We start from the raw sequence: 24,951 nt of genomic DNA, 5'->3' as shown, positions 1-24,951 counted from the left end.
GCGTGAGCATCCTCGAGGAGTTCCACGCCCAGATCCGTCTCGCAGGCCGCGAGGACGAGCCGGCCCCCGGCATCGTCCTCGACTCCGACGGCCCGGTGCGTCGCCGCTACCCCGCGACGCCCGGGTCGTCGTACTGCATGGTGGAGTGCCCCGACGGGCTCGGCGACGACCCCGACCACTGGATCGCCCGCCAGGTCGCCTTCTTCACCGAGCGCGGCGAGAAGGTCGAGTGGAAGACCTACTCCTACGACCAGCCGGCCGACCTCACCGCGCGACTGACCGATGCCGGCTTCGTCGCCGAGGACGACGAGACCCTGCTGCTCGGCGACGTCGCGGGCCTGGTGCACGATGTCGCCCTGCCCGACGGCGTCTCCCTGCGTCAGGTCTCCTCCGACGCCGACCTCGCTCGCATCGACGAGCTGATGGTCGCCATCTGGGGCAGCGGGCGCGGCGAGGGGTCGCTGGCCGCGGAGATGCGCGCCAACCCTGACGCCCTCGACGTCGTCGTCGTCGAGGAGTCGCCCGACGGCCCGGCGCTGTGCGCGGCCTGGCTGCGCTACACCTCGGGCAGCGACTTCGCGAGCATGTGGGGCGGCTCGACGCTGCCCGACTGGCGCCGCCGCGGGCTCTACCGCGCCACCGTCTCCTACCGTGCGTCGCTCGCGCAGCAGCGCGGCTACCGGTACATGCGCCTGGACACCAGCGCCGACTCCCGTCCCATCCTGGAGCGACTCGGCCTGCAGGCCGTCGCCACCACGACGCCGTACGTCCTCGACGCGCGGGGCTGACGCCGCCGCTCGACTCTCCGCTGCTCGACTCGGGGGCTCAGCCGTCGAGCAGGCGTACCAGCCGCGCCGGTGCGGTGAGCCGGTAGGAGGTCTCGAGCAGCTCGACGACCTCGACCCAGTCGATCCCGGCGGGGTCGGCTCCGAGGTCCAGCCCGAGCCAGCCGGACGGGCCCAGGTAGGCCGGCACCCACACGCGCGGGTCCTCCAGCAGCGCCGGACGCTCCCCCGGGTCGGGCCGCACCATCATCGCGTGGTCGTGGGAGATCCACTCCCCGTCGACGCGCTGCGATCCGCCGTAGTAGGCGAAGATCTTGGTGGTGAAGAACGCGGGACGCCCGTGCGAGATCTTGAGGTCGGCCTCGGGCAGGGCCAGCGCGCGTTCGCGGACACCGGCGAGCACGGGGTCGTCGTCCTCGAACATCTGCGGATGGGCCACCCGGGCAGCCTCTCCCGGGCGCCGCGTCCGCGTCCAGGGCCGCGGACCTGCAGGATGGGCGCATGCGAGCCGTCGTCCAGCGCACCGTCTCCGCCCGGGTCGTCGTCGACGGTGCCGTGGTCGGGGAGACCACCGAGCCGGGACTGCTGGTCTACCTCGGCGTCACCCATGACGACGGCGACGCCGACGTCGCCTGGATGGCGCGGAAGGTCTGGGAGCTGCGGATCATGCGCCAGGAGCTCAGCGCCAGCGACCTCGCCGCCCCGGTGCTGGTGGTCAGCCAGTTCACGCTCTACGGCGACGCCCGCAAGGGTCGACGCCCCGGCTGGAGCGCCGCCGCCCCCGGCCTCGTCAGCGAGCCGCTGTACGACGCGTTCTGCAGCGAGCTGGAGCGGCTCGGCGCCCGGGTGTCGCGCGGGGTGTTCGGCGCGGACATGGCGGTGGAGGCGATCAACGACGGGCCGATCACGCTGATCCTCGACTCGCCCCGCTGACGCCGACCTAGTCGCCGCCGGTGAGGTGCGGCGTCGCCGTGCGCACCGTCAACGGCGTCACCGGACCGTCGATCGTCCGCGGCTGCGGGATGTCGACCCACGGCCGGTTCCCCACCCGGTACCGACCCGTGTAGACCGTGTCGACGCTCAACCGCATCCCCCGCGACGCCCGCAGGTAGGTGTGCGTGACGTCCCGATACCCCGCTCCCGGGTACGCGTGCCCCGGACTCGACGTCTCCTGCGACGTCCCATCGCCGTGATGCCACACGTACGAGGTCGGCCTCGCCTCGATCGTGATCCGCTGCCCCAGCAACGTGACCACCCGCGTCGACGCCTTCGTGTTCGTCGTCCGCAGGATCGTCGGCAGGTTCACCAACGTCGCCCCGTTCGGCGGCTGCGTCAGCAACCGCGACGCCGGCCAGTCCAGTCGCTCGAACGCCCGCTGCACCATGCCACGCGTCAACACCGGCCGGTTGCGCCGGTCGCGCGCTTGATTGGGAGGAATGCACACCTGGGCTAGAGGAACCGCTACCTCCCAGAACATCTTGTCATCAGGCACCCCGTTTCGGGGCAAGCGAAAGATCGTCGCCCTCACGTAATTCGGCGGCGAATAGCACTCGATCGGCTGGACGCAGAACCCACCGTCTTCGAAGCGACACTGGATGATCGTCTGATACGAGTACTTGGATGATGGGGCGACGACCGTCGTGGTTCCACTACTTTCGTCGTCGACTTCCTCGCTCATACTAATCCCGCTCAGATTGATCTGAGAGCCCTCATCGTCATCTGAGCGGGAAGAGCCAGAGTCAGCTGATGCGGTCAGAGCAAGCGAGCAGACCGACAAGATGATGGCGAGCAGGGCTGCGAGGGACCGAACTGCGAGCCTCATCATTTGACCGACTTCACCAGTCTGGTGATCTCCAAGACCCTCCATTGCAGAGAGTTCTCGGGCTCGGCGATAGAGACCTTGTAGGTCGGCGACCCACCAGTGAACTTGCTTTCAGGCGCGGAGGACGAGCGCCGATATGTGGTGGGAAGGATCTTCATCGAGGCCCGATAGGTACGTGTTCCTTCGGAACTTGGCACTTCACGAAGCCCCACCACCGTGACGCCTCCGGGCCGAAGATATCCGCCGGCGGCGTAGATCCGCTTGACCGACGCCACCGTCTCCATGCAACTGTCACATGCCCGACTCAGCGCTGCGTACGCTGCTGTGTCACCCGTCCGCTCCATCTGCACCTCAAGCGCGAACCACCGCTTGATGAACTCCTCCGCCGTCTCCCCGGCAGGAGCCTTCGTCGGCACCGGAGACGCCGAAGGATCAGCGACGTCGGAGGCGGACGGCGACCCAGACGGGGATCCGGACGGAGACGAAGCGGACGAGCCCGACGGCGTCGGATCAGCCTCCGCCTTCGGCGAGTCGTCCGAGCCGCACGCGCCCAGCAGCAGCGTCAGGCCGAGGACGGGCGCGAGGAAGCGCAGACGTCGCATGAGGAACCTCCCGAGATGAGGAGCCCGGTTTCGAGCGTGCCCAGCAGGCTACCCACGCCCACCCGGGTCATGCACCCCTCGAGATCCGCCCTGTGGAGAACCCGGGCCGACGTCGAGAAGGCGCCCTGTGACGCGTCACAGCCGCCTCAGCGCAGCGGCACTCGCACGTCCCGCTCCTCGGCGACCTCCACCGCGCGGTGGTAGCCGGCGTCGACGTGGCGGACGACGCCCATGCCGGGGTCGTTGGTGAGCACGCGCTCGATCTTCTCCGCGGCGAGGGCGGTGCCGTCCGCGACGATCACCTGGCCGGCGTGGATCGAGCGGCCGATGCCGACGCCGCCGCCGTGGTGCAGCGAGACCCAGGTGGCGCCGGAGGCGGTGTTGACGAGGGCGTTGAGGAGCGGCCAGTCGGCGATGGCGTCGGAGCCGTCGGCCATCGCCTCGGTCTCGCGGTAGGGGGAGGCCACCGAGCCGCAGTCGAGGTGGTCGCGGCCGATGACGATGGGAGCGGAGAGCTCGCCGGAGGCGACCATCTCGTTGAACCGCAGACCGGCGCGGTGACGCTCTCCGTAGCCGAGCCAGCAGATGCGGGCGGGCAGGCCCTGGAAGGCGACGCGCTCGCCGGCCATCGTGATCCAGCGACGCAGCCGCTCGTCGTCGGGGAAGAGCTCGAGGATGGCGCGGTCGGTGGCGGCGATGTCGGCGGGGTCGCCGGAGAGGGCGGCCCAGCGGAACGGGCCGCGGCCCTCGCAGAACTGCGGGCGGATGTAGGCGGGGACGAAGCCGGGGAAGTCGAAGGCGCGGTCGTAGCCGCCCTTGCGGGCCTCGTCGCGGATGGAGTTGCCGTAGTCGAAGACCTCGGCACCGCGGTCGGCGAACTCCACCATCGCGCGCACGTGGGCGGCCATCGAGGCCTGCGCCTCCTTGGTGAAGCCGGCCGGGTCGGCGTCACGGCGGGCCTCCCACTCCTCGAACGGGACGCCGACGGGCAGGTAGGCGAGCGGATCGTGCGCGGAGGTCTGGTCGGTGACGACGTCGATGGGGGCGTCGATCTCCAGCAGGCGCGGCAGCGCCTCGGCCGCGTTGGCGAGCACGCCGATGGAGAGCGGGCGACGCTCGTCGCGGGCGGCGACGGCCAGCTCGAGGGCGTGCTCGAGGGAGTCGGCGCGGACGTCGAGGTAGCGGTGCTCGATGCGGCGCTCGATGCGGGCGGGGTCGACGTCGAGGCAGATCGCGACGCCGTCGTTCATCGTCACGGCGAGCGGCTGCGCGCCGCCCATGCCGCCGAGGCCGGCGGTGAGGGTGATCGTGCCGGCGAGCGTGCCGCCGAAGCGCTTCTCGGCGACGGCGGCGAAGGTCTCGTAGGTGCCCTGGAGGATGCCCTGGGTGCCGATGTAGATCCAGGAGCCGGCCGTCATCTGGCCGTACATGGTCAGGCCCAGCTCCTCCAGGCGTCGGAACTCCTCCCAGGTGGCCCAGTCGCCCACCAGGTTGGAGTTGGCGATGAGCACGCGCGGCGCCCAGGCGTGGGTGCGGAAGACCGCGACGGGCTTGCCGGACTGCACGAGCATCGTCTCGTCGTCACGCAGGTCGCGCAGGGTGGCGACGAGGGCGTCGTAGGCCTCCCACGAGCGGGCGGCGCGGCCGGTGCCGCCGTAGACGACGAGGTCGGCGGGGTTCTCCGCGTTCTCCGGGTCGAGGTTGTTCATGAGCATCCGCAGCGCGGCCTCGGTCTGCCACGAGCGCGCGGTGAGCTCGGTGCCGCGCGCAGCGCGGATGGGCAGGCGGGGGTTGACGTCGGTCACTGGAGGTCTCCGATCACGGCCTGGACGGCGTCGAGGACGGCTCCCGAGGCGACCAGGCCGACGGCCGCCTCGAGGTCGGGGGCGAGGTGACGGTCGGGGCCGGGGCCGCCGACGCCTCCCGCGCGGAGGGTCGCGACGACGGCCGCGGTGGCCGGCGACGGCGTCAGGGGTGCGCGCAGCTCGAGCGCGCGAGCGCCGGCGACGAGCTCGACGGCGACGACGCGCGTCAGCCCGTCGACGGCGCGGCGGAGCTTGCGGGCGGCCGACCAGCCCATCGAGACGTGGTCCTCCTGCATCGCCGAGGACGGGATGGAGTCGACGGAGGCGGGGACGGCGAGGCGCTTGAGCTCGGAGACGATCGCGGCCTGGGTGTACTGGGCGATCATCAGGCCGGAGTCGACGCCGGGGTCGTGCGCCAGGAACGGCGGCAGGCCGTGGCTGCGGGCGACGTCGAGGAACCGGTCGGTGCGTCGCTCGGCGATGCTGGCGAGGTCGGCGGTGGCGATGGCGAGGAAGTCGAGCACGTAGGCCACCGGCGCCCCGTGGAAGTTGCCGTTGGACTCCACCCGTCCGCCCTCGACGTCGTGGAGCACGACGGGGTTGTCGACGGCCGAGGCGAGCTCGCGGCCGGCGACGGCGGCGGCGTGGTCGAGGGTGTCGCGGACGGCGCCGTGCACCTGCGGCGAGCAGCGCAGCGAGTAGGCGTCCTGGACGCGCGTGCAGTCCTCGCCGCGGTGGGAGGCGACGACGCCGGAGCCGGCGAGCAGCGCGACGAGGTTGGCCGCGGACGCCGCCTGGCCGGGGTGCGGCCGCAGCGCCTGCAGGGCGGCGTCGAAGACGCGGTCGGTGCCGAGCTGGCCCTCCACCGACATCGCGGCGGAGACGTCGGCGGTGCGCACGAGCCGGCGCAGGTCGTGCAGCGCGAGGACGAGCATGCCGAGCATCCCGTCGGTGCCGTTGATGAGCGCCAGGCCCTCCTTCGGACCGAGCTCGACGGGGGTCAGCCCGGCCGCCGTGAGCGCCTGCGCGGCGGACATGAGGACGCCGTCGGCGTCACGCACCTCGCCCTCGCCGAGCAGCGCCAGCGCGCAGTGCGAGAGCGGCGCGAGGTCCCCGGAGCAGCCGAGCGAGCCGTACTCGTGGACGACCGGCGTGATGCCGTGGGACAGCAGGTCGGCGAGGAGCCGCGCGGTCTGCGGGCGGACGCCGGTGTGGCCGGTGGCGAGGGTCGAGAGGCGCAGCAGCATCAGCGCGCGGACGACCTCGCGCTCGACCTCCGGGCCGGAGCCGGCGGCGTGGGAGCGCACGAGCGAGCGCTGCAGGGTGGCGCGCAGATCGGCGGGGATGTGACGCGTGGCGAGGGCTCCGAAGCCCGTCGAGACGCCGTAGGCCGGCGTCGGCGCCTGGGCGAGGCGGTCGATCACCGCGCGTCCGGCCTCGAGGGCGGCCAGGGCCCCCTCGGAGAGGACGACCGCGGCGCCGTGGCGGGCGACGCGGACGACGTCGTCGGGGCTCACGGGTCCGGTGCCGACGACGACCGTGCCGGCCTCGGGTCCGGCGCCGGGGTCGACGTCGGGGTCGACGTCGGGGCTGGTGGCGGGCGCGGTGGTCGTCATGCCTCCATGACACGTCCGCGACGGGGTGGCGAGCCAGGGGCGCGGGGCCGGTCGCGTCTCGGATCCGAGATCGTCGAGGGGCTCGGACGGGCTCCAACCGGGGCATCAGGTCAGGGAGAGCTGGACGTTGTCGGGGGAAGCCTCCCCTGACGACGTCCAGTCTCCCCGGATATCCGGGGAAGCTGCCTGTGCCCGATTCCACACACCACAGAGCAAGACGAGGAAGGACCGAGCCAGGCGACAGGCGTCTACTGGGGCAGGTGACGACGACGCGCAGCCCGGAGACGAGCCCAGGAGAGCTCTCGGACGCGCGACGCTGGGGGATCCTCGCGGCGTCGACGCTCGCGCAGGCGGCGGCCGCGGTGACGATCCACGGACCGGCGTTCCTCATCCCGGCGCTGCACGACCGGGCCGGGCTGAGCCTGGCCGAGGCGGGCGCGGTGGCGGCGGCGCCGACGGTCGGCGTCATGCTCTCGCTGGTGGCGTGGGGCGCGCTGGTCGATCGCGCCGGCGAGCGGCTGGTGCTGCTCCTCGGGCTGGTGGCGACGACGGCCGCGGGCGCGCTGGCGCTGTCGGTGGCCGACGCGAGCGTGGTCGCGCTGGGCGCGGCGCTGCTGGTGGCGGGAGCCGCGGCGGCGAGCACCTCCTCGGCGAGCGGACGCGTGGTGGTGGGCTGGTTCCCGCCGCACCGGCGCGGCCTGGCGATGGGCATCCGGCAGATGGCCCAGCCGGTGGGCGTCGGCATCGCGGCGGTGACCATCGCGGCCACCGCGGAGACCATGGGCCTGCGCGCCGCGCTGATCATCCCGACGGCGGCCGCCGCGGTGGCCGCGCTGCTCGTGGCGGTCACGGTGATCGATCCGCCGCGCACCGCGGGCGCCCACTCCGAGGGCGTCAACCCCTACCGCGCCGACGGCTTCCTCGCGCGCATCCACGGCGTCTCGATGCTGCTGGTGGTGCCGCAGTTCCTGGTGTGGACCTTCACGCTGGTCTGGCTGGTGCAGGAGCGCGGCTGGTCGCCCGGCGCCGCGGGCGCGCTGGTGGGCGCCGCGCAGGTCGCGGGCGCGCTGGGACGCATCGTGGCAGGCCAGCTCAGCGACGTCGTGTCCAGCCGGCTGCGACCGCTGCGCTGGGTGTCGATCGCGGCCGCGCTGACGATGGGCGCACTCGGCCTGGCGGCAGGGCTCGACGTCGCCGTCGCGGTGCCGCTGGCCGTGCTCGCCACCGTGGTCACGGTGGCCGACAACGGGCTGGCCTTCACCGCCGTCGCCGAGCGCGCCGGGGCCGGGTGGTCGGGCCGGGCGCTGGGCGTCCAGAACACCGCGCAGTTCCTCACCGCCTCGGTCGTGCCGCCGGTGGCGGGCCTGGCCGTCGACGGCGTCGGGTACGCCGCAACCTTCGCGCTGGCGGCCCTCTTCCCCGTGCTCGCGATCCCGCTGGTGCCGGTGCGCGAGGAACGTCCCCTGTCCTGAGAGGGTGGCGCCATGAGCCAGGTGCCCGCCGCGACCCGCACGCTGCGGGTGCTGCGCTTCCTGGCCAGCCAGCCCGACCCGGTGCCGCTCGAGCGCATCGCGCGCGCCTGCGAGCTGCCCCGCTCGACGGCCTACCACCTGCTCGGCGTCATGGTCGCGGAGGGCTTCGTGACGCACCTGGCCGAGGACGCCCGCTACGGCCTGGGCGTGGCGGCCTTCGAGGTCGGCTCGGGCTACTCGCGCCAGGAGCCGCTCGCGCGGATCGCGCGGCGTCCGCTGGCCGAGCTGGTCGATCGCACCGGCCAGTCGGCGCACCTCGCGGTGCTCCACGGCCGCGACGTCCTCTACGTCCTGGAGGAGCGGGCGCCAGGGCGTCCGCCGCTGGTCTCCGACGTCGGCGTCCGCCTGCCCGCCCATCTCACCGCGAGCGGTCGCGCGCTGCTGGCCGGCCAGTCGGCCGCGCAGGTCCGCGCCCTCTACCCCTCGGCGGCGGCGTTCTCCGATCGCACCGGCACCGGCCCGCGGACGCCGACCGCGCTGCGGGGCGTCCTCACCGAGACCCGCCGCCGCGGCTGGGCCACCGAGGACGGCGAGGTCACCGCCGGCTTCGCCAGCGTCGCGGCCGCCGTGCTCGACCACAACGCGCTGCCGGTGGCGGGCGTCGCGCTGACCTTCGAGTCGCGCGGACGCGTGGAGGTCGACGTGGAGGCGCTGGCCGAGGCCGCGTGCCGCACCGCGGCCGTGCTCACCCGCCGGCTCGGCGGGCAGCCGCCGCGTGCGGGCGTCCGACCACCCTCGTAGGTGAGCGGAAGCCCGGCACGGAGGCGAGCGTTCTAGATGCCATGAGGATTCTGCTGACCGGAGGAACCGGCCTGATCGGGCATGCCGTCCTGAAGCGTCTGCGGGCCGCCGACCACGAGGTCGTCGCGGTCGTGCGCAGTGCCGCCGCGGCGGAGAAGGTGTCCGACGCGGGCGCCACCGCGCTCGAGGGCGACCTGTTCGACGCCGCCTGGCTCGCCGACCGACTGCGCGAGGTCGACGGCCTCGTCCACACCGCCGCGGGTGGCGACGCCGACGACGCCCGCCTCAACGACACCGTCATCGAGGCGGCGCTCACCGCGTTCGCCGGCACGGACAAGCCGTTCGTGCACACCGGCGGCATCTGGACCCACGGCTCGGGCGAGGCGCTCACCGAGGACTCCCCGGCGAACCCGCCGACGATCACCGCCTGGCGCATCGCCGGCGAGGAGCGGGTGCTCGGCTCGGGCCTGCGCACGAGCGTCATCCGCCCCGGCATCGTCTACGGCCGCGGCCAGGGCATCCCGGCGAGCGTGCTCGCCGAGGCCCCCACCGACGAGTCCGGCGCCCGGATCCTGCCCGGCGACGGCGCCCAGCACTGGACCACCGTCCACGTCGACGACCTCGCCGAGCTCTACCTGCTCGTGCTCGAGCAGGGCCGCGGCGCCTACCTCGGCGTCACCTCCGCGAACCCGACGGTCGAGCAGCTGGGCCGCGCGCTCGGACCGGTGGTCGCGGGCTCGGCGGAGGAGGCGTCCGCTCGCCTGGGCGCCCCGTTCGCCGAGGCGCTCCTGCTCGACCAGCAGGCGGCGGGCAGCCGCGGCGCCGAGCTCGGCTGGAAGCCCACCCGACCGTCGCTGGCCGCGCTCCTGGCCGACGGGTACCGCCAGCGCGGCTGAGGCCGCACCCCGCTCACGGCACCGAGGCTCTGCGGGGGTCTTCGGCGGAACCGCTCGACAGGAACCTGAAAGTGTGTCAGGTTCTGCGGGATCCCCCCGGAGGCCCCCGTGAAGCACTCGTCCCCTGCCCCCCTGCGTCGCCTGCTCGGCTCGGCCGTGCTGGCGGCCGCCGTCGTCGTCACCGTCCTCGCCCTGCCCGATGACGACGCCGGCCCGCGCGTCGCCTCGAGCGCCGGCGGCCTGCAGGGCTACGGCGATCTCGAGCGGCAGGTCCGCGGCCTGCCCCACCACCGGGTGGCCGGGGCGCCTCCGACCCAGTACGAGGACGAGCGCACCCGCAACGCCCTCTCCCGCGCGTCCGCCTCGGCGCAGGCCGCCGCCGACGCCGACCCCTCGACGCCGTCCACCCGCGCCCGCGCCCGGTCCTACGTCGAGCGCGAGCGGGCGATGGCCGACCCCGTGCTGCGGCCGGTGCCGATCCGCGAGCCCCGCCTGCTGCACCCGCAGACCCGCTACGCCCTGGCGGGGGGCTGCTACCGCCTCGCCGCAGGGCAGCGTCCGCTCTACTTCCGGGCCACCGCGCTGGGCCAGTACCTCCTCTACACCGCCGATCGTCGGTTCGTCGGCGCTGGCGGCGCGATCGTCGCGAAGCCGTCGGACGCCACGGTCTGGGTCGTGCGCCCGGCCGGCGGCGGACGCCTCACCTTCACCAACCAGGCCAGCGCCCAGCGCCTGACGATCGGCGGCGCCACCGCGCTGCTGCCCACCCGCACGACCGGGTGCACGGCCTACCCCGAGTCGCAGGTCGACGTCAGCGGCGACCCCACCGGCGGCGTCACGTCGTTCCAGGAGGTGCGCGGCTACGTCGACGCGCACACCCACGGCATGGCCTTCGAGTTCCTGGGCGGTCACGCGCACTGCGGCAAGCCCTGGGACCGCTTCGGTGCCCCGTACGCGCTCGTCGACTGCCCCGACCACCGCAACACCCGGGGCTACGGCGCCGTCCTCGAGGCGCTGCTCTCCGGCAAGCCGAGCCACGACCCCGTCGGCTGGCCGACGTTCAAGGACTGGCCGGCCGCGGCATCCCTGACCCACGAGGGCACGTACTACAAGTGGATGGAGCGCTCCTGGCGCGGCGGCCTGCGGCTGTTCACCAACCTCCTGGTCGAGAACAACCAGCTCTGCCAGATCTACAGCACGCTCTACGCGCCGCTGAAGCACAACTCCTGCGACGACATGGACTCCGTGCGCCTGCAGGCCAAGGACATGTACGCCTTCCAGGACTACGTCGACGCGCAGTGGGGCGGGCCCGGCAAGGGCTGGTACCGCATCGTGAAGGACCCCTTCGAGGCCCGACGCGTCATCAACGCCGGCAAGATGGCGGTGATCATGGGCATCGAGACCTCGGTGCCGTTCGGCTGCACGTTCAAGAACGTGCCGCTCAAGGGCGACGTCCCCGCCTGCTCGGCGGCCGACATCGACCGCCAGGTCGCCGAGGTGCACCGCATGGGCGTGCGCCAGATGGAGCTGGTCAACAAGTTCGACAACGCGCTGTCGGGCATCGCCGGCGACGAGGGCTCCACGGGCGTGCTCGTCAACGGGGCGAACTTCCTCGAGACCGGCACCTTCTGGGACATGCGGCACTGCGAGCCCGCCGACGGCGAGAGCCACGACCACGACCAGTACGCCGCGCCGTCGGTGCTCGGCCAGCAGCAGGACGCCCTCTTCGGGGCCGTCGCGCAGGTCGCCGGCCTCGCAAGCCTGCCCGCCCTGCCCTTCTACCCGCCGGCCCCGCATTGCAACGATCGCGGTCTGACGACGCTCGGCACCCACACCATCGACCAGCTGATCAAGCGGAAGGTGGTCTTCGACCCCGACCACATGAGCGTCAAGGCCCGCAACACCGCGCTCGACCACGTCGCGTCCACCGGCTATCACGGCGTGGTCTCCAGCCACTCCTGGTCGACGCCGGACGCCTACCCGCGGATCTACCAGATGGGCGGGTTCATCACCCCCTACGCCGGCGACTCCACCGGCTTCGTGGAGAAGTGGCGCCGTCACGTCGGCTGGGCCGACCCGCGCTACTACTTCTCGATCGGCTACGGCGCCGACATCAACGGGCTCGGAGCGCAGGGGAACCCGCGCGGTGCGGACGCCAAGAACCCCGTCACCTACCCCTTCACCGGGCTCGGCGGCGTGCGCATCGACCGCCAGCGCAGCGGCGAGCGGGTCTTCGACGTCAACGTCGACGGCGTCGCGCAGTACGGCCTCTACCCCGACTGGATCGAGGACATCGCCCACGTAGCCGACACCGAGGACGGCGACGGCGCGGACCTCACCGCCGACATGCAGCGCGGCGCCGAGGGCTACCTGCAGATGTGGGAGCGCGCCTACGGCGTCGCGCCCGACTCCTGCCGCAACCCCGGCAACCGCAAGGCGGTCACGACCGTGCGCGGCCTGCTGCGTCCGGGCATGACGACGCGTCAGGTGATGGCCGCGGTGGGTCAGCCCTACACCCGTCTGGGCGATCGCTTCGGCTTCTGCGCCCGCAGCGCGAGCTCCTCGCGGGTGCTGATGACCGCACGCTTCGACGCCGCCGGGCGCCTGCGATCGGTCAGCGCGTCCTGAGTCAGGAGCGCCGGGAACGGGCCCTGTGACGGTGATCCCTCCCGCGCAGAAGTTACCTGCGGGTAGGATCAGCGTCGTCCCACGGACGGGCCTGCCGGCCGGTCCCGCGGATCACTAGGCTCACACCCTGCTCGTGCGCGACTGCGCGCACGGGTCGTTCGACGACGAGGAGCGCACCCCAGCATGCTGCAGACCTTCGCCATCATCGTGTCGTTGGCCGTGACCGTGGTCGCGGTCGCGCTCACGACCCAGGCCGTGCGCCGGATGGTCGGCGTCATCAAGCTGGGGCAGCCCTCGACGCCCCGCACCGACGCCCCGGTGTCCCGCACGATCACCATGGTCAAGGAGACCTTCGGCCACACGCGCATGTTCCAGCTGCGCTGGGTCGGCGTCATGCACTGGTTCGTCTACCTGGCGTTCCTCATCCTGTCCTCGGCGGTCTTCACCGGCTACTTCCAGCTCTTCGACCCCGAGTTCGCGCTGCCGATCATCGGCCACTGGTTCGTCTTCGAGTGGGTCTGCGAGTTCATCGGCCTGCTGAGCACCGTCGGCATCGTCTTCCTGATCGTCTACCGCCAGCTCAACCACCCGCGCTCGAAGGGCCGCCAGAGCCGCTTCTACGGCTCGCGCCAGTGGATGGCCTACTTCGTCGAGGCCATGGCGCTGCTCGAGGGCGCGGCGATCCTCTTCATCCGCGGCGCGGAGTACAACCTGGGCCTGGCCCACGGCGAGCACGCCGAGAAGTACACCCGCTTCCACTTCCCGCTGAGCTCCTACACCGCGCAGATCTTCGGCTACCCCACCGGCGCCGACTCCATCTCCTCGCTGGAGAACCTGATCTTCGCGATCGCCACCTTCAAGATCCTGCTGGCGATGATCTGGCTGATCGTCATCTCCACCAACCTCACGATGGGCATCGCCTGGCACCGCTTCACCGCGTGGCCCAACATCTGGTTCAAGCGCGAGTCCTCGGGCCGCACCGCCCTCGGCGCCGCGAAGCCGCTCACCTCGGCCGGCAAGGCCATCACCCTCGAGGACGTCGACGACCTCGACGAGGACGCCAAGCTCGGCGTCGGGGCCATCGAGGACTTCTCCTGGAAGGGCATCCTCGACTTCACGACCTGCACCGAGTGCGGTCGCTGCCAGTCGCAGTGCCCCGCCTGGAACACCGAGAAGCCGCTCTCCCCGAAGTTGCTCATGATGGGCCTGCGCGAGGCCGCGTACGCCAAGGCGCCCTACCTGCAGACCCCCGAGGACCAGCGCGACGCGCTGCCCGAGGAGGTCCGCCGCGAGGGCGAGCGTCCGCTGGTCGGCGACACCGGCGACTCCTGGTTCTACATGCCCGAGGACGCCTCGGCCGTCATCGACCCCGACGTCCTGTGGTCGTGCACCTCGTGCGGCGCCTGCGTGCAGCAGTGCCCCGTCGACATCGAGCACGTCGACCACATCGTCGACATGCGCCGCTACCAGGTGCTGGTGGAGTCGAACTTCCCCGCCGAGCTCAACGGCCTGTTCAAGCGCATGGAGCAGAAGGGCAACCCGTGGGGCATGTCGCCCAACGACCGCCTCGACTGGGCCAAGGGCCTGCCGTTCGAGGTCAAGGTCGTCGGTGACGACATCGAGTCGCTCGACGAGGTCGACTGGCTGTTCTGGGTCGGCTGCGCCGGCGCCTACGAGGACCGCGCGAAGAAGACCACCCGCGCCGTCGCCGAGCTGCTCGACATGGCCGGCGTCTCCTTCGGCGTCCTGGGCAACGGCGAGACCTGCACCGGCGACTCCGCCCGCCGCGCGGGCAACGAGTTCCTCTTCCAGGGCCTCGCGCAGCAGAACGTGGAGACCTTCAAGGAGTACAAGGTCAAGAAGGTCGTCTCGACCTGCGCCCACTGCTTCAACACCCTGCGCAACGAGTACAAGGAGTTCGGCATCGAGCTGGAGGTCGTGCACCACACCCAGCTGCTGAACCGCCTCGTGCGCGAGGGGAGGCTGACCCCGGTCACCGAGGGCCAGGGCGCCCACAAGCGCTCCATCACCTACCACGACCCCTGCTACATCGGCCGTCACAACGGCGTCTACACCCCGCCCCGCGAGCTCCTCCAGGTGCTCCCGGGCGCGGAGTACGTCGAGGTCGAGCGCAGCGCCGAGAAGTCCTTCTGCTGCGGCGCCGGTGGCGCGCGCATGTGGATGGAGGAGAACCTCGGCGAGCGGATCAACATGAACCGCACCGACGAGCTCGTGGAGTCCAAGGCCGACCAGATCGCCGTCGGCTGCCCGTTCTGCCGCGTCATGATCTCCGACGGCCTGACGATGAAGCAGAGCCGTGGCGAGGCCGCCGAGGCCGTCGAGGTGCTCGACGTCGCGCAGATGCTGCTGGCCTCGGTGAAGGGCGAGCAGGCCACCAAGCTGCTGCCCGGCGAGGGCGCCCCGGTCACCGCGACCAAGGCCCCGAAGCAGGCTGCGACCCCGGCCGAGGCCGCTCCGGCCGCCGAGGCCGCCGCTCCGGCCGGTGCCACCGCCACCCTGGTGGCCGAGCCCGAGGTGGAGGCCGAGCCCGAGCCCACCCCCGCGCAGCCTGCGGGCGGCTCGGGCGACTCCGGCGGCTCCTCGCTCTTCGGCGACGCCCCGGCCGAGGCCAAGGCCGCTCCCGCCTCCGGTGGTGGCTCGTCGCTCTTCGACGACGCCCCGGCGGAGAAGCCCGCCTCCGGCGGCTCGCTCTTCGACGACGCCCCGGCCGAGAAGCCCGCAGAGAAGCCCTCCTCCGGCGGTTCGCTGTTCGACACCCCGGCAGCGGAGCCTGCGGAGAAGCCCGCGGCGCCCGCATCGGGCGGCTCGCTCTTCGACACCCCGGCTCCCGCCGAGGAGAAGCCGGCCGCCCCGGCACCGAAGGCCGACCTCGGCGGCGGCTCGCTCTTCGACGTCGAGGCCCCGGCCGAGACGACGCCGGCGGCTCCCGCCGCGGAGCCGGCTGCGGAGAAGCCCGCCGAGCCGGTGGTCGAGAAGGCTGCCGAGAAGCCCGCGGAGGAGCCGGCCCCGGTGGCCGACCTCAACGCCGGCGGATCGCTCTTCGACGTCGCCGCTCCGGAGCCGGCCGCCCCGGCTGCTCCGGCGGCCGCCCCCGCTGCCGAGGCCGCTGCGGCCCCGGCGGAGGAGAAGGCTCCGCAGGCCCCGGCCGCCGACCTCAACGCCGGCGGCTCGCTCTTCGACATCGCCGCCCCGGCCGCTGCTCCGGCAGCCCCGAAGGCCGAGTCGGCGCCCGTCGCGGAGCCGGTCGAGGAGCCGGTCGTCGAGGCGGAGCCCGCCGCGGAGCCTGCTCCCGACGAGCCCGCCGCCGAGGAGGCTCCGGCCGAGGAGAGCACCGAGGAGACCGTCGAGGAGAAGCCGGCCGAGAAGCCGGCCGAGAAGCCGGCCCCGCCGACCTCGAGCGGTGCCGCGCACACCCCGCGCACCGACGTCGACGTCAACCAGGGCGGGTCGCTGTTCGACCTGTGACCCCACCCTGATCCGCTCGCGGATCGCCCGCGCGAGGGCCGTCGTCCCGGACGGCGGCCCTCGCCGCATCCCGGACCTCCCTGTCGCCCGTGACCGCGGTCACCTAGGGTCGTTGAACACGTGTCAACAGGAGGTCCCATCGTGCGCGTGCTCCCCCGGCTGTCCGCCCTCGCGGCCGCCGTCCTCGTCCCCTCCGCCCTCGGCCTGAGCGCCGTCGCGCCCGCCCGGGCCGACACCGGAGGCGATCCCGTCGGCTCGCTGCTCGGCTCGGTGGCCACGGCCCTGACCCCCGGACGGGCCAGCACGACGCCGTCCCCGGCCGCGTCCCCGTCCGCGAGCGGCTCCGCCTCGACCGCCCCGAGCGCCCGCACCGACTCCTGGCGCCCGCGCCCCGAGACGTACCCGAAGACCGTGCTGCGCCGCGACCTGGCCATCCCGATGTCGGACGGCACGATCCTGCGCGGCGACCTGCTGCTGCCGGCCCGGGCCGACGGCACCGCGGTGGCCGGCCGGTTTCCGGTGGTCGTCACGATCACCGCCTACAACAAGACCGTCCTGGGCAGCGTGCCCCTGGGCGGCGGCGACGGCAGCTACCTCGTCAAGCGCGGCTACGCCCAGCTCACCGTCGATGCCCGCGGCACCGGCAGCAGCGAGGGCTCGTGGGGTGCGTTCAGCGCCCGGGAGAACCGCGACGCCGCCGAGGTCATGACCTGGGCCCACGAGCAGTCCTGGAGCGACGGCCGCACCGCGATGACCGGCCCCTCCTACATGGGCATCAGCCAGATCTTCGCCGCCGCCGGGCGTCCGCCGGGCCTCAAGGCGATCTTCCCGCAGGTGCCGGGCGCCGACGTCTACCGCGACATCGTCGCCACCGGCGGGCAGGTCGACGTCGCGTTCATGCCGCTGTGGCTCGGCCTGGTCACCGGCGCCGGCATCGTGCCGCCGGCCGTCACGGCCACCGACCCGACCTCGGGCTTCAAGGCCTTCTTCGACCACCTGCTCGGCGCGCTCACCTTCACCGCTCCGCTCATCCCGCAGGCGCTGCTCAGCGGCGAGCCCGCCTACGACGGCGCGTTCTACGCCGAGCGCAGCCCGATCAACGTGGTCGACAAGGTGCAGGTGCCGACCTTCCTCATCAGCGGCGAGTACGACCTCTTCCAGCGCGGAACCCCGCTGCTCTTCGAGCGGCTGCAGCGCCAGGGCGTGCCGGTGAAGATGATCATCGGACCCTGGGACCACCTGCAGGGCTCCTCGGGCGCAGGCCTCGACCAGGCCGGCCACGGCACCCTGCAGGAGCTGCAGCTGCGCTGGTTCGACCACTACGTCCTCGGGCGGGCCGACGCCACGCTCGACTCCGACATCGCGCCGCTCACCTACTACGAGCAGGGCAGCGGCGTGTGGCGCGAGGGCCGGCGCTGGGTCGACTCCCGCCAGCGCGCGACGCGGCTGCTGCTCTCGGGCTCCTCCACGACCGCGCTCAAGGCCGGCGGGCTGACGACGTCGGCGTCGGCCGCGAGGCCCGGGCGCTCCTCCGTGCTGCCGATCCCGCTGGCGGGCCTGTGCAGCCGGTCCACGAACCAGTGGACGGCCGGCATCCCGAACCAGATCCCGCTGCCGAACCCGTGCCTGAAGGACAACCGGCTCAACGACCTGGCCGGCGTCACCTTCGAGACCGCACCCCTGACGAAGCCGGTGTCGATCCAGGGACCGATCAACGCCCGGCTCTACGTCTCCAGCACCAGCGGCGACGGCCTGCTCTCGGTGGCCGTCGAGGACGTCGCCCCCGACGGCACCGTCTCCCGGCTCACCGGCGGCTGGCAGACGATCGCCTTCCGGGCCCTCGACCGGTCCCGCTCGCGCTACCTCGACGGCCGGCTGATCCAGCCCTTCCACCCGTTCACGAAGGCGTCGAAGGCGAAGCTGGGCGCGGGTCAGATCGCGCCCGTCGACGTCGAGGTGTTCCCGACCGCGGCGCAGATCGCGCCGGGCCACCGGCTGCGGCTGGCGGTGCAGGCCTTCGACACCCCGCACCTGCTGGCGCCGCTCACCGACCTGCTCTCGCAGCTGACGATCATCAGCGTGCACGCGGGCGGCACGACGCCCTCGGAGCTGGTGATCCCGACGCTGCGCTGACGCACCACGACGAGGGGCCCCGGGACTCACGTCCCGGGGCCCCTCGTCGTCAGCGTCGCCAGATCACTCCTCGGTGGCCGCGTGCCAGGCCCGGGCGATGAGGCCGGCGATCGCGCCGCCGAGCAGCGGCGCGAGCACGAAGACCCACTGCTCGCCCATCGCGTCGGGCACGAAGAAGGCGGGCGCCAGGGAGCGCACCGGGTTGAGCGAGGCGTTCGTGACGGGTGCCGCCACGAGGATGAGGGAGGTCAGCGTCAGGCCGATCACCAGCGGCGTCAGGGCCGTGGGGTGGTCGCTGGCGGTGACCAGGGCGATCACGAGCACGAAGACGCCGGTGAGGACGAGCTCGGTGAGCAGCGCCGAGGTCATGCTGAAGCCGCCCGGCGACTGGGAGCCGTAGCCGTTGGTCGCGAAGCCGCCCTGCGTGGCACCGCCGGGCCGTCCCGAGGCGATCTCGTAGAGGACGCCCGCGCCGGCGGCACCGCCGACCAGCTGAGCGAGCATGTAGGGGGCGACCTTGATGGCCGGGAGGCGGCCCGCGACGGCCATGCCGAGCGTCACCGCGGGGTTGAAGTGGCCACCGGAGAGGTGACCGAGCGCGGAGCCCATCGCCGTGACGACGAGTCCGAAGACGAGGGCGACGCCGACGACGCCGATGGTGTCGCCTGCCAGGACGGCGGCGCCGACGCCGCCGAGCACGAGCACGAAGGTGCCGAGCGCCTCGGCCGCGAGAGCGCTGACCTCGGTCGAACGCACCTGCGGGCGGGTGATCGGGGTGGAGCTGGTGGTGGTTGCCATGGAGCACTCCTTGAGCTCTCGGGCAGGCCCCCGAAGGCCTGCCGACCGCTCTCCATGCTGCGCCCGCCCGAGCGCTCGATCGGCGCCGAAGGGAGGGGAATGTGATGTGGAGCACATCACGCAGGACAGGCTCGCCAACGCAAGGCCAGCCTGGGCTCACCGACGGTGGTCGAGCGCCCTGACGACGGTGGTCGAGCCTGTCGAGACCCCCGCACCGCCAGTACGACGAACGCCCCGCCGGAGCCTCGCGAGGAGGCTCCGACGGGGCGTCGACGATGGGCGGTCAGTCGGCGTCGGGCGAGGCCGGCACCCGCACCGGACGCAGGCGCGCCCAGGTGAGGAACACGACCCCGACGACGAGCAGGCCGAGCCCGGCCCACAGGTTGGCGTTGACGCCGCCGGTCTTGGCCTCCTCGGTGTCGCCGAAGAGGCCCATGAGCGTGAGCAGGACGCCGTAGGCGCCCAGGAGTCCGCCGATGATCGTGCGGATGTCGAAGAGGCCGGCGGTGCGCTGGTTGGCCATCGGATTCACCTTTCGCTGCAGGGCGCGTCAGAACGCGACGTTGAGGACGACGACGAGGGCCAGCGCGATGCCGGCGAGCGGCAGCGTCCGGCGGTACCACGGGTAGGACGCCTCGTGGGGGTCGACGAGGTCCTCGCGTCGGGTCTCGGAGTAGACCAGGCCGCGGAGCTCCTCGGCGGGCTTGGGCTTGGTCACCAGCGAGACGACGACGCTGAGCACGATGTCGACGACGAACGCCGCACCGGCCGCGACGAACGACGCGCCCTGGCCGCCCACCGGGATGACGCCGACGCTCAGCGAGCCGAAGGCGTCCTTGGACAGGAAGGCCACCACGACGGCCGCGATCGTGCCGGCGGAGAGGCCCACCCAGCCCGCCGTGGCCGTCATCCGCTTCCAGAACATGCCGAGGATGAAGGTGGCGAACAGCGGTGCGTTGAAGAACCCGAACAGCGTCTGCAGGTAGGTCATGATGTTGCTGAAGTTCGAGGCCAGCGTGGCGGTGAAGATCGCCACGACGGTGGCCGCGACGGTGGCCAGCCGACCCACCCGCAGGTAGTAGTCGTCCGCGCGGTCCTTGACGACGTACTGCTGCCACAGGTCGTAGCTGAGCACGGTGTTGAAGGCGGAGATGTTGGCCGCCATGCCGGCCATGAAGGCCGCCAGCAGACCGGTGATCGCCAGGCCCAGCAGGCCGTTGGGCAGCAGGTCGCGCATCAGGTAGATGAGCGCGTCGTTGTAGGTGACGCCGTCGCCCGACGCTCCGCCGGCGACCGACTCCCCAGCCTTGAGCTGGGCGATCTCGGTGACGTAGACCGCCGCGATCATGCCCGGCAGGATCGTGATGAACGGGACGAAGATCTTCGGGAAGGCGCCGATGATGGGCGTCTTGCGGGCCGAGGAGATGGAGTCGGTGGCCATCGCGCGCTGGACCTCGACGAAGTTCGTCGTCCAGTAGCCGAAGGAGAGCACGAAGCCCAGACCGAGCACGATGCCGACGACGGAGAGGAAGTCGGAGGAGAAGCCGGTGAGGGCGTTGCCGGGCCAGGAGTTGAGCTGCTGGTCGACGGTGGCCGCGACGTCGCCGGTCTTGGGGTCGATGCCCTCGGCGATCTTGTCCTTCAGTCCGTCCCAGCCGCCGACGCGGTGCAGGCCCAGCAGCGTCAGCGGCAGCAGCGCCGCGACGATGACGAAGAACTGCAGCACCTCGTTGTAGATGGCCGCGGAGAGGCCGCCGAGGGTGATGTAGGAGAGCACGATGACGGCCGCGACGATGAGCGCGACCCACAGCGGCCAGCCCAGCAGGGCGTGGACGATGCTGCCCAGCAGGTAGAGGTTGACGCCCGCGATCAGCAGCTGGGCGATCGCGAAGGACAGCGCGTTGACCAGGTGGGCGCCGGTGCCGAAGCGGCGCCGCATGAACTCCGGCACCGAGCGGACCTTCGAGCCGTAGTAGAACGGCATCATCACGACGCCGAGGAACAGCATCGCGGGGATCGCGCCGATCCAGAAGTAGTGCACGGCGGGCAGGCCGAACTGGGCGCCGTTGGCCGACATGCCCATGATCTCGACCGCGCCGAGGTTGGCCGAGACGAAGGCCAGACCGGTCACCCAGGCCGGCAGCGACCGGCCGCTGAGGAAGAAGTCGACGGAGTCCGACACCTGGCGCCGGGCGACGACGCCGATGCCGAGGACGACGGCGAAGTACATCGCGACGATCACGTAGTCGATCGCGTGGGCGTCGATGAGCGTGCTGCTCGCCAACGGTGCGGGGACCATGGGGCTCCTTCTCGGTCGGGCCGACCCGAGAGCGGCCGCAGGGCTCAAACCTCCGAGACGCTAGCCCCGCCTGTCTGGACCAGGCCTCACCCGAGGGGGCACGGGGTCACCCCCGCACGGCCACGCCCTCGCGCCAGTAGCCCATGAACGCCACGTGGGTGCGCGGCAGGCCGTGCTCGCGCACCAGCGTGCGCCGCAGGCCGGTGACGACGCGCGACTCCCCCGCGATCCAGACGTAGGGCTGGTCCGCCGTCGGGTCCTCGGCCGGCAACGCCGTCGCCTCGCCGGAGGAGGAGTAGCCGGGGGTCTCCCAGAGGTCGGGGTCGACCTCCTCGGGCGCGACCTCGACGGCCTCGCCGTCCAGCCCGAGGAGCGCCAGCACCGCCGACTGCAGGGCCGCCCCGCGCGCGCCGCCCTCCCGGGCCAGCCAGAGCACCTCGACGCCGGAGGGCGCGGCGAGCACCTGGACGTCGTCGCGGTGCGGCACCTCGACCACCGCGTGGCCGCGAGCGTCGTCGGGGAGGTCGGCGAGCACGGCGGCGATGGCCGGCAGGGCGGTCTCGTCGCCGACCAGCAGCACGGGTGCGCCGCCGAGCCCGCCGGGCGGGAGGAACTCGATGCCGCCGAAGGGGTGCCCACGACGCGGCGCGATCAGCCCGACGACGTCGCCGGGCCGGGCGGTGAGCGCCCACCGGCAGCCGGGGCCCTGCGGCGTCTGCGCGGTGTGCTCGTGGACGACGACGTCGACCACGAGCCGGGTGTCGACGCCCGTGCCCCGCACCTCGCGGATCGTGTACGTGCGCAGGTGGCCGCGCTCGCCCTCGGGCCAGGCGCGCCACTCGGCGTACCAGTCGGGGCCGAGGTCGGTGACCGGACGCCGGGGGGCCTCCCCCGCGGGCAGCAGCAGCTTGATGCGCTGATCGAGGAACGGGCCGTCGACGCCGAGCTCGGCGAGCCCGGGACCGGCCAGCTCGAGGCGGACGAAGGAGCGCGAGAGCCGCGCGACGGAGGCGACCGCGACCTCCTCGAGCAGGATCGGTCGGCTGGGCGCGGCGACGGTCATGGGGGGTCTCCGTTGCGAGTGAGGGTTGCCTAACTTAGGCAGACCTTACTCGATGACCCCCGAGGCCGCATCCGGCTCAGATCGAGGTGCGGTGGAAGCTCAGGTAGGAGCGCGACGGCGTCGGGCCGCGCTGGCCCTGGTAGCGCGAGCCGTACTTCTCCGAGCCGTAGGGGTGCTGCGAGGGCGAGGTGAGCCGGAAGAAGCAGAACTGCCCGATCTTCATGCCCGGGTAGAGCTTGATCGGCAGGGTCGCGACGTTGGCCAGCTCGAGCGTGACGTGGCCGGAGAAGCCGGGGTCGACGAAGCCGGCCGTGGCGTGGGTGAGCAGCCCCAGGCGGCCCAGCGACGACTTGCCCTCGACGCGCGCGGCGATGTCGTCGGGCAGCGTCACGGTCTCGTAGGTGGAGCCGAGCACGAACTCGCCGGGGTGCAGGATGAACGGCTCGTCGCCCTCCGGCTCGACCTCGCGCGTGAGGTCCGACTGGTCGGCCGCGGGGTCGATCGAGGGGTACTTGTGGTTGTCGAACACCCGGAAGAACCGGTCGAGGCGCACGTCGATCGACGACGGCTGGAGCATCGCGGGATCCCACGGGTCGAGCCCGATGCGTCCGGCGTCGATCTCGGCCACGATGTCGGTGTCTGAGAGCAGCACCCCGCGAGCCTAGTGCGTACGCGACGCCGGTGCCGGGGACGCCCGGACGGCGACCTAGGCTCGACGCCGTGACTCACCCGTACCGTCGCTTCGTCGCCCTCGGCGACTCCTTCACCGAGGGCGTCGGCGACCCCGACGCCGCCCGTCCCAACGGCGTGCGCGGCTGGGCCGACCGCGTCGCCGAGGCCCTGGCAGCCACCAGTCCCGAGCTCGGCTACGCCAACCTCGCCATCCGCGGCCGCAAGCTCGGCCCGATCCTCGCCGAGCAGCTCGAGCCGGCCCTGGCCCTGCAGCCGGACCTCGTCACCATCTACGCCGGGGCCAACGACATCCTGCGCCCGCGCGTCGACGTCGACGGCCTCGGCGAGCAGCTCGACGGCGCCGTCGCCCGCCTGCGTGCCACCGGCGCGCGCGTGCTCGTGTGGACGCCCTTCGACCCGGGCGGCTCGGCCACCTACCGCCTGCTGCGCGGGCGCTTCGCCCTCTACGCCGAGCTGGTGCGCGAGACCGCGGCCCGCCACGGCGCCGACGTCGTCGACTTCTGGCGCCTGCGGGAGTACCGCGACTGGCGCTACTGGGACGCCGACCGCATGCACATGGGCCCCGCCGGGCATCAGCGGATGGCCATCGAGGTGCTCGACGTCCTCGGCGTCGCCCACGACCTCGAGCCCCTGCCCCTGGTCGACGTCGCGACCCCGAGCCGGCGCGAGCAGGCCGTCGAGAACCTGGCCTGGCTGCGCGGCGAGGCGCTGCCGTGGGTGCAGCGCCGCCTCACCGGACGCTCCTCCGGCGACGGTCTCGACCCGCGTCATCCCACGCTCATCCACCCGGGCCCCGTGGGGTAGCATCCAACCCGCCGGAGCCCCGGCATGCGGACGTAGCTCAGTTGGTAGAGCGCGACCTTCCCAAGGTCGATGTCGCGAGTTCGAGTCTCGTCGTCCGCTCCACGTCCTCAGACCGTCCTGCGCTCCCCCACGGGCGTCAGCCCGAGCGAGCGCGCGTACTCCTCGACGTCGCGCGTCAGCCGGCTGCCGCGGCGACGCGCGTCCGCGGACTCCTCGGCGACCTCATCCAGGAAGTCCTCGCTCCCGCTGCTCACGGCGGCGGCGAGCTTCGACTCGCCGACCTGGGCGGCGCGCACCTGAGCGATGAGTCGCTCGTGGAGGTCCTCCAGGGGCCCCGGCGGCACGTCGACAGCCGCGAGGTCGACGAGCACGTCGACGATCCGGGTGGAGCCGGCATTGGCCGCGTCGACGAACTCCTGCAGGGTCGGCGAGCGCTCCGCGAGCGCGGCGATCCCCTTCACGATGCGGGCGACGGAGGACCGCAGCGGGTCGACGGCACGGGTCCACTCCTGGAAGTCCTTGGTGCGCTGCTCGAGCCCGAGACCCGGCACGGGCCGCGCGCGGGGACCGTCGGTCGTCGCATCGCAGCCGGCGAGGGCGGGACCCAGCCCGAGGGCGGCCAGGAGCACCAGTGGCAGGGCGCATCGCCGAGAACCGATCACCGCCGCATCCTCGCGCATCCGAGATCGGCGCGGGGCCGATACCGCGGGACGCACCTCGCCGTTCGCCGGACAGGCCGCCGGCGCCGGACTAGCGTCGGGCGTCCTCGGGTCGATCCCGGCATCCGAGGCCCCTCGGACGAAGGACCCCCATGACCACCTCGATCTCCAGCCTCGCCGCGGCCGTCTGCGCCTCGGCCGCGCTCGCCGTCGGCGGCTCGCTCGCCGTCGCCGCACCGGCCCACGCCGGCGCCACGGGCATCTACAAGAACTGCGACGCCCTGCACTCGAAGTACCAGCACGGAGTCGGCAAGGCGGGCGCGCGCGATCGCACCAGCGGCACCCCGGTGACGACGTTCACCCGCTCGACGAAGGCCTACAACGCGGCCATGAGCAACAACAAGCGCCTCGACGCCGACAAGGACGGCATCGCCTGCGAGCGTCGCTGATCCCGGCCGTGGCCACCGGCCCTGAGACGAGCGCCTGAGGCCAGCGCACGAGACCACCGTCACCCGTCGCACCTCACCCAGGGGTGGGTCGTCGGTTCGTCGCGCGACACGGCGTCCGCGTACCGTCAGTACGTCCGCCC

21 protein-coding genes and 1 tRNA gene are annotated in these 24,951 nt (G+C 72.7%); 11 read left to right on the top strand and 11 right to left on the bottom strand.

Annotation, left to right across the window (positions count from 1 at the left end):
* Nucleotides 1-2 precede the first annotated feature (2 nt).
* Entirely contained in the window at nucleotides 3-788 is a 786-nt protein-coding gene (locus ACZDWJ_RS12625) for a GNAT family N-acetyltransferase (protein WP_463521313.1), read from the top strand.
* A 37-nt stretch (nucleotides 789-825) separates the two neighbouring features.
* Here the strand turns inward: ACZDWJ_RS12625 and ACZDWJ_RS12620 are convergent, their stop codons facing one another.
* The gene (locus ACZDWJ_RS12620; protein ID WP_463521312.1) at nucleotides 826-1,224 is read right to left on the bottom strand and encodes an MmcQ/YjbR family DNA-binding protein; all 399 of its coding nucleotides are present in this window, start codon (nucleotides 1,222-1,224) and stop codon (nucleotides 826-828) included.
* A 62-nt stretch (nucleotides 1,225-1,286) separates the two neighbouring features.
* Here ACZDWJ_RS12620 and dtd point away from each other — a divergent pair, with 62 nt between their 5' ends.
* Nucleotides 1,287-1,718 (top strand): D-aminoacyl-tRNA deacylase, encoded by a 432-nt coding sequence (gene dtd, locus ACZDWJ_RS12615; protein WP_463521311.1) that lies wholly within the window; start codon nucleotides 1,287-1,289, stop codon nucleotides 1,716-1,718.
* 7 nt (nucleotides 1,719-1,725) lie between these two features.
* Here the strand turns inward: dtd and ACZDWJ_RS12610 are convergent, their stop codons facing one another.
* The 4 genes from ACZDWJ_RS12610 to hutH form a co-directional block, all read right to left on the bottom strand.
* Nucleotides 1,726-2,463, bottom strand: coding sequence for a hypothetical protein (locus ACZDWJ_RS12610; protein ID WP_463521310.1), 738 nt, complete (start codon nucleotides 2,461-2,463; stop codon nucleotides 1,726-1,728).
* Between the two features lie 143 nt (nucleotides 2,464-2,606).
* The gene (locus ACZDWJ_RS12605; RefSeq protein WP_463521309.1) at nucleotides 2,607-3,209 is read right to left on the bottom strand and encodes a hypothetical protein; all 603 of its coding nucleotides are present in this window, start codon (nucleotides 3,207-3,209) and stop codon (nucleotides 2,607-2,609) included.
* Between the two features lie 146 nt (nucleotides 3,210-3,355).
* Entirely contained in the window at nucleotides 3,356-5,014 is a 1,659-nt protein-coding gene (hutU, locus tag ACZDWJ_RS12600; RefSeq protein WP_463521308.1) for a urocanate hydratase, read from the bottom strand.
* Entirely contained in the window at nucleotides 5,011-6,630 is a 1,620-nt protein-coding gene (hutH, locus tag ACZDWJ_RS12595; RefSeq protein WP_463521307.1) for a histidine ammonia-lyase, read from the bottom strand. The genes hutU and hutH overlap by 4 nt, the downstream gene beginning before the upstream one ends.
* 260 nt (nucleotides 6,631-6,890) lie before the next feature.
* On the opposite strand from hutH, the gene ACZDWJ_RS12590 reads away from it, so the two are divergent.
* From ACZDWJ_RS12590 to ACZDWJ_RS12565, 6 genes are all read left to right on the top strand, one after another.
* On the top strand, nucleotides 6,891-8,102 hold the full coding sequence (locus tag ACZDWJ_RS12590) for an MFS transporter (RefSeq protein WP_463521306.1): 1,212 nt from the start codon (nucleotides 6,891-6,893) through the stop codon (nucleotides 8,100-8,102).
* Between the two features lie 12 nt (nucleotides 8,103-8,114).
* Nucleotides 8,115-8,903, top strand: coding sequence for an IclR family transcriptional regulator (locus tag ACZDWJ_RS12585; RefSeq protein WP_463521305.1), 789 nt, complete (start codon nucleotides 8,115-8,117; stop codon nucleotides 8,901-8,903).
* A gap of 41 nt (nucleotides 8,904-8,944) precedes the next feature.
* Entirely contained in the window at nucleotides 8,945-9,799 is an 855-nt protein-coding gene (locus ACZDWJ_RS12580; protein WP_463521304.1) for an NAD-dependent epimerase/dehydratase family protein, read from the top strand.
* Nucleotides 9,800-9,907: 108 nt separating this feature from the next.
* Nucleotides 9,908-12,427, top strand: a complete 2,520-nt coding sequence (locus ACZDWJ_RS12575) for a hypothetical protein (protein WP_463521303.1) — start codon at nucleotides 9,908-9,910, stop codon at nucleotides 12,425-12,427.
* Nucleotides 12,428-12,610: 183 nt separating this feature from the next.
* Nucleotides 12,611-15,913 (top strand): (Fe-S)-binding protein, encoded by a 3,303-nt coding sequence (locus ACZDWJ_RS12570; RefSeq protein ID WP_463521302.1) that lies wholly within the window; start codon nucleotides 12,611-12,613, stop codon nucleotides 15,911-15,913.
* 141 nt (nucleotides 15,914-16,054) lie between these two features.
* On the top strand, nucleotides 16,055-18,046 hold the full coding sequence (locus ACZDWJ_RS12565; protein ID WP_463521301.1) for a CocE/NonD family hydrolase: 1,992 nt from the start codon (nucleotides 16,055-16,057) through the stop codon (nucleotides 18,044-18,046).
* A 63-nt stretch (nucleotides 18,047-18,109) separates the two neighbouring features.
* On the opposite strand, the gene ACZDWJ_RS12560 is transcribed toward ACZDWJ_RS12565, so the two are convergent.
* The 5 genes from ACZDWJ_RS12560 to dcd form a co-directional block, all read right to left on the bottom strand.
* A complete protein-coding gene (locus tag ACZDWJ_RS12560) occupies nucleotides 18,110-18,844 on the bottom strand; it encodes an aquaporin (protein WP_463521300.1) in 735 nt (244 codons plus the stop codon).
* Nucleotides 18,845-19,127: 283 nt separating this feature from the next.
* Nucleotides 19,128-19,367 carry a hypothetical protein gene (locus ACZDWJ_RS12555; RefSeq protein WP_463521299.1) on the bottom strand — a complete coding sequence of 80 codons (240 nt, stop codon included), beginning with the start codon at nucleotides 19,365-19,367 and terminating at the stop codon, nucleotides 19,128-19,130.
* Between the two features lie 27 nt (nucleotides 19,368-19,394).
* Complete coding sequence (locus ACZDWJ_RS12550; RefSeq protein ID WP_463521322.1) at nucleotides 19,395-21,128, bottom strand: sodium:solute symporter family protein; 1,734 nt, start codon at nucleotides 21,126-21,128, stop codon at nucleotides 19,395-19,397.
* A gap of 121 nt (nucleotides 21,129-21,249) precedes the next feature.
* Nucleotides 21,250-22,206 (bottom strand): siderophore-interacting protein, encoded by a 957-nt coding sequence (locus tag ACZDWJ_RS12545; RefSeq protein ID WP_463521298.1) that lies wholly within the window; start codon nucleotides 22,204-22,206, stop codon nucleotides 21,250-21,252.
* Between the two features lie 76 nt (nucleotides 22,207-22,282).
* Nucleotides 22,283-22,858: a dCTP deaminase gene (gene dcd / locus ACZDWJ_RS12540; protein WP_463521297.1), complete on the bottom strand. Its 576-nt coding sequence runs from the start codon at nucleotides 22,856-22,858 to the stop codon at nucleotides 22,283-22,285.
* A gap of 68 nt (nucleotides 22,859-22,926) precedes the next feature.
* Here dcd and ACZDWJ_RS12535 point away from each other — a divergent pair, with 68 nt between their 5' ends.
* Nucleotides 22,927-23,703 (top strand): SGNH/GDSL hydrolase family protein, encoded by a 777-nt coding sequence (locus ACZDWJ_RS12535; RefSeq protein ID WP_463521296.1) that lies wholly within the window; start codon nucleotides 22,927-22,929, stop codon nucleotides 23,701-23,703.
* 26 nt (nucleotides 23,704-23,729) lie between these two features.
* Nucleotides 23,730-23,805: transfer RNA gene (locus ACZDWJ_RS12530), tRNA-Gly, on the top strand.
* A gap of 5 nt (nucleotides 23,806-23,810) precedes the next feature.
* Here ACZDWJ_RS12530 and ACZDWJ_RS12525 read toward each other — a convergent pair.
* Nucleotides 23,811-24,365 carry a hypothetical protein gene (locus ACZDWJ_RS12525; protein WP_463521295.1) on the bottom strand — a complete coding sequence of 185 codons (555 nt, stop codon included), beginning with the start codon at nucleotides 24,363-24,365 and terminating at the stop codon, nucleotides 23,811-23,813.
* Between the two features lie 149 nt (nucleotides 24,366-24,514).
* On the opposite strand from ACZDWJ_RS12525, the gene ACZDWJ_RS12520 reads away from it, so the two are divergent.
* Nucleotides 24,515-24,811 (top strand): excalibur calcium-binding domain-containing protein, encoded by a 297-nt coding sequence (locus ACZDWJ_RS12520; protein WP_463521294.1) that lies wholly within the window; start codon nucleotides 24,515-24,517, stop codon nucleotides 24,809-24,811.
* The last annotated feature ends 140 nt before the right edge of the window (nucleotides 24,812-24,951 follow it).

The organism is Nocardioides sp. B129/18, from assembly GCF_055282735.1.
The sequence above is the reverse complement of the archived record's forward strand: the minus strand, read 5'-3'. Positions and strand labels throughout refer to the sequence as shown.

Excerpts from the sequence above, each read along its gene's own strand:
- dtd (WP_463521311.1), top strand. The coding sequence starts at position 1,287 with ATGCGAGCCGTCGTCCAGCGCACCGTCTCCGCCCGGGTCGTCGTCGAC.
- ACZDWJ_RS12610 (WP_463521310.1), bottom strand. The coding sequence starts at position 2,463 with ATGAGCGAGGAAGTCGACGACGAAAGTAGTGGAACCACGACGGTCGTC.
- ACZDWJ_RS12605 (WP_463521309.1), bottom strand. The coding sequence starts at position 3,209 with ATGCGACGTCTGCGCTTCCTCGCGCCCGTCCTCGGCCTGACGCTGCTG.
- hutH (WP_463521307.1), bottom strand. The coding sequence starts at position 6,630 with ATGACGACCACCGCGCCCGCCACCAGCCCCGACGTCGACCCCGACGTC.
- ACZDWJ_RS12585 (WP_463521305.1), top strand. The coding sequence starts at position 8,115 with ATGAGCCAGGTGCCCGCCGCGACCCGCACGCTGCGGGTGCTGCGCTTC.
- ACZDWJ_RS12580 (WP_463521304.1), top strand. The coding sequence starts at position 8,945 with ATGAGGATTCTGCTGACCGGAGGAACCGGCCTGATCGGGCATGCCGTC.
- ACZDWJ_RS12570 (WP_463521302.1), top strand. The coding sequence starts at position 12,611 with ATGCTGCAGACCTTCGCCATCATCGTGTCGTTGGCCGTGACCGTGGTC.
- ACZDWJ_RS12560 (WP_463521300.1), bottom strand. The coding sequence starts at position 18,844 with ATGGCAACCACCACCAGCTCCACCCCGATCACCCGCCCGCAGGTGCGT.
- ACZDWJ_RS12555 (WP_463521299.1), bottom strand. The coding sequence starts at position 19,367 with ATGGCCAACCAGCGCACCGCCGGCCTCTTCGACATCCGCACGATCATC.
- ACZDWJ_RS12545 (WP_463521298.1), bottom strand. The coding sequence starts at position 22,206 with ATGACCGTCGCCGCGCCCAGCCGACCGATCCTGCTCGAGGAGGTCGCG.
- ACZDWJ_RS12520 (WP_463521294.1), top strand. The coding sequence starts at position 24,515 with ATGACCACCTCGATCTCCAGCCTCGCCGCGGCCGTCTGCGCCTCGGCC.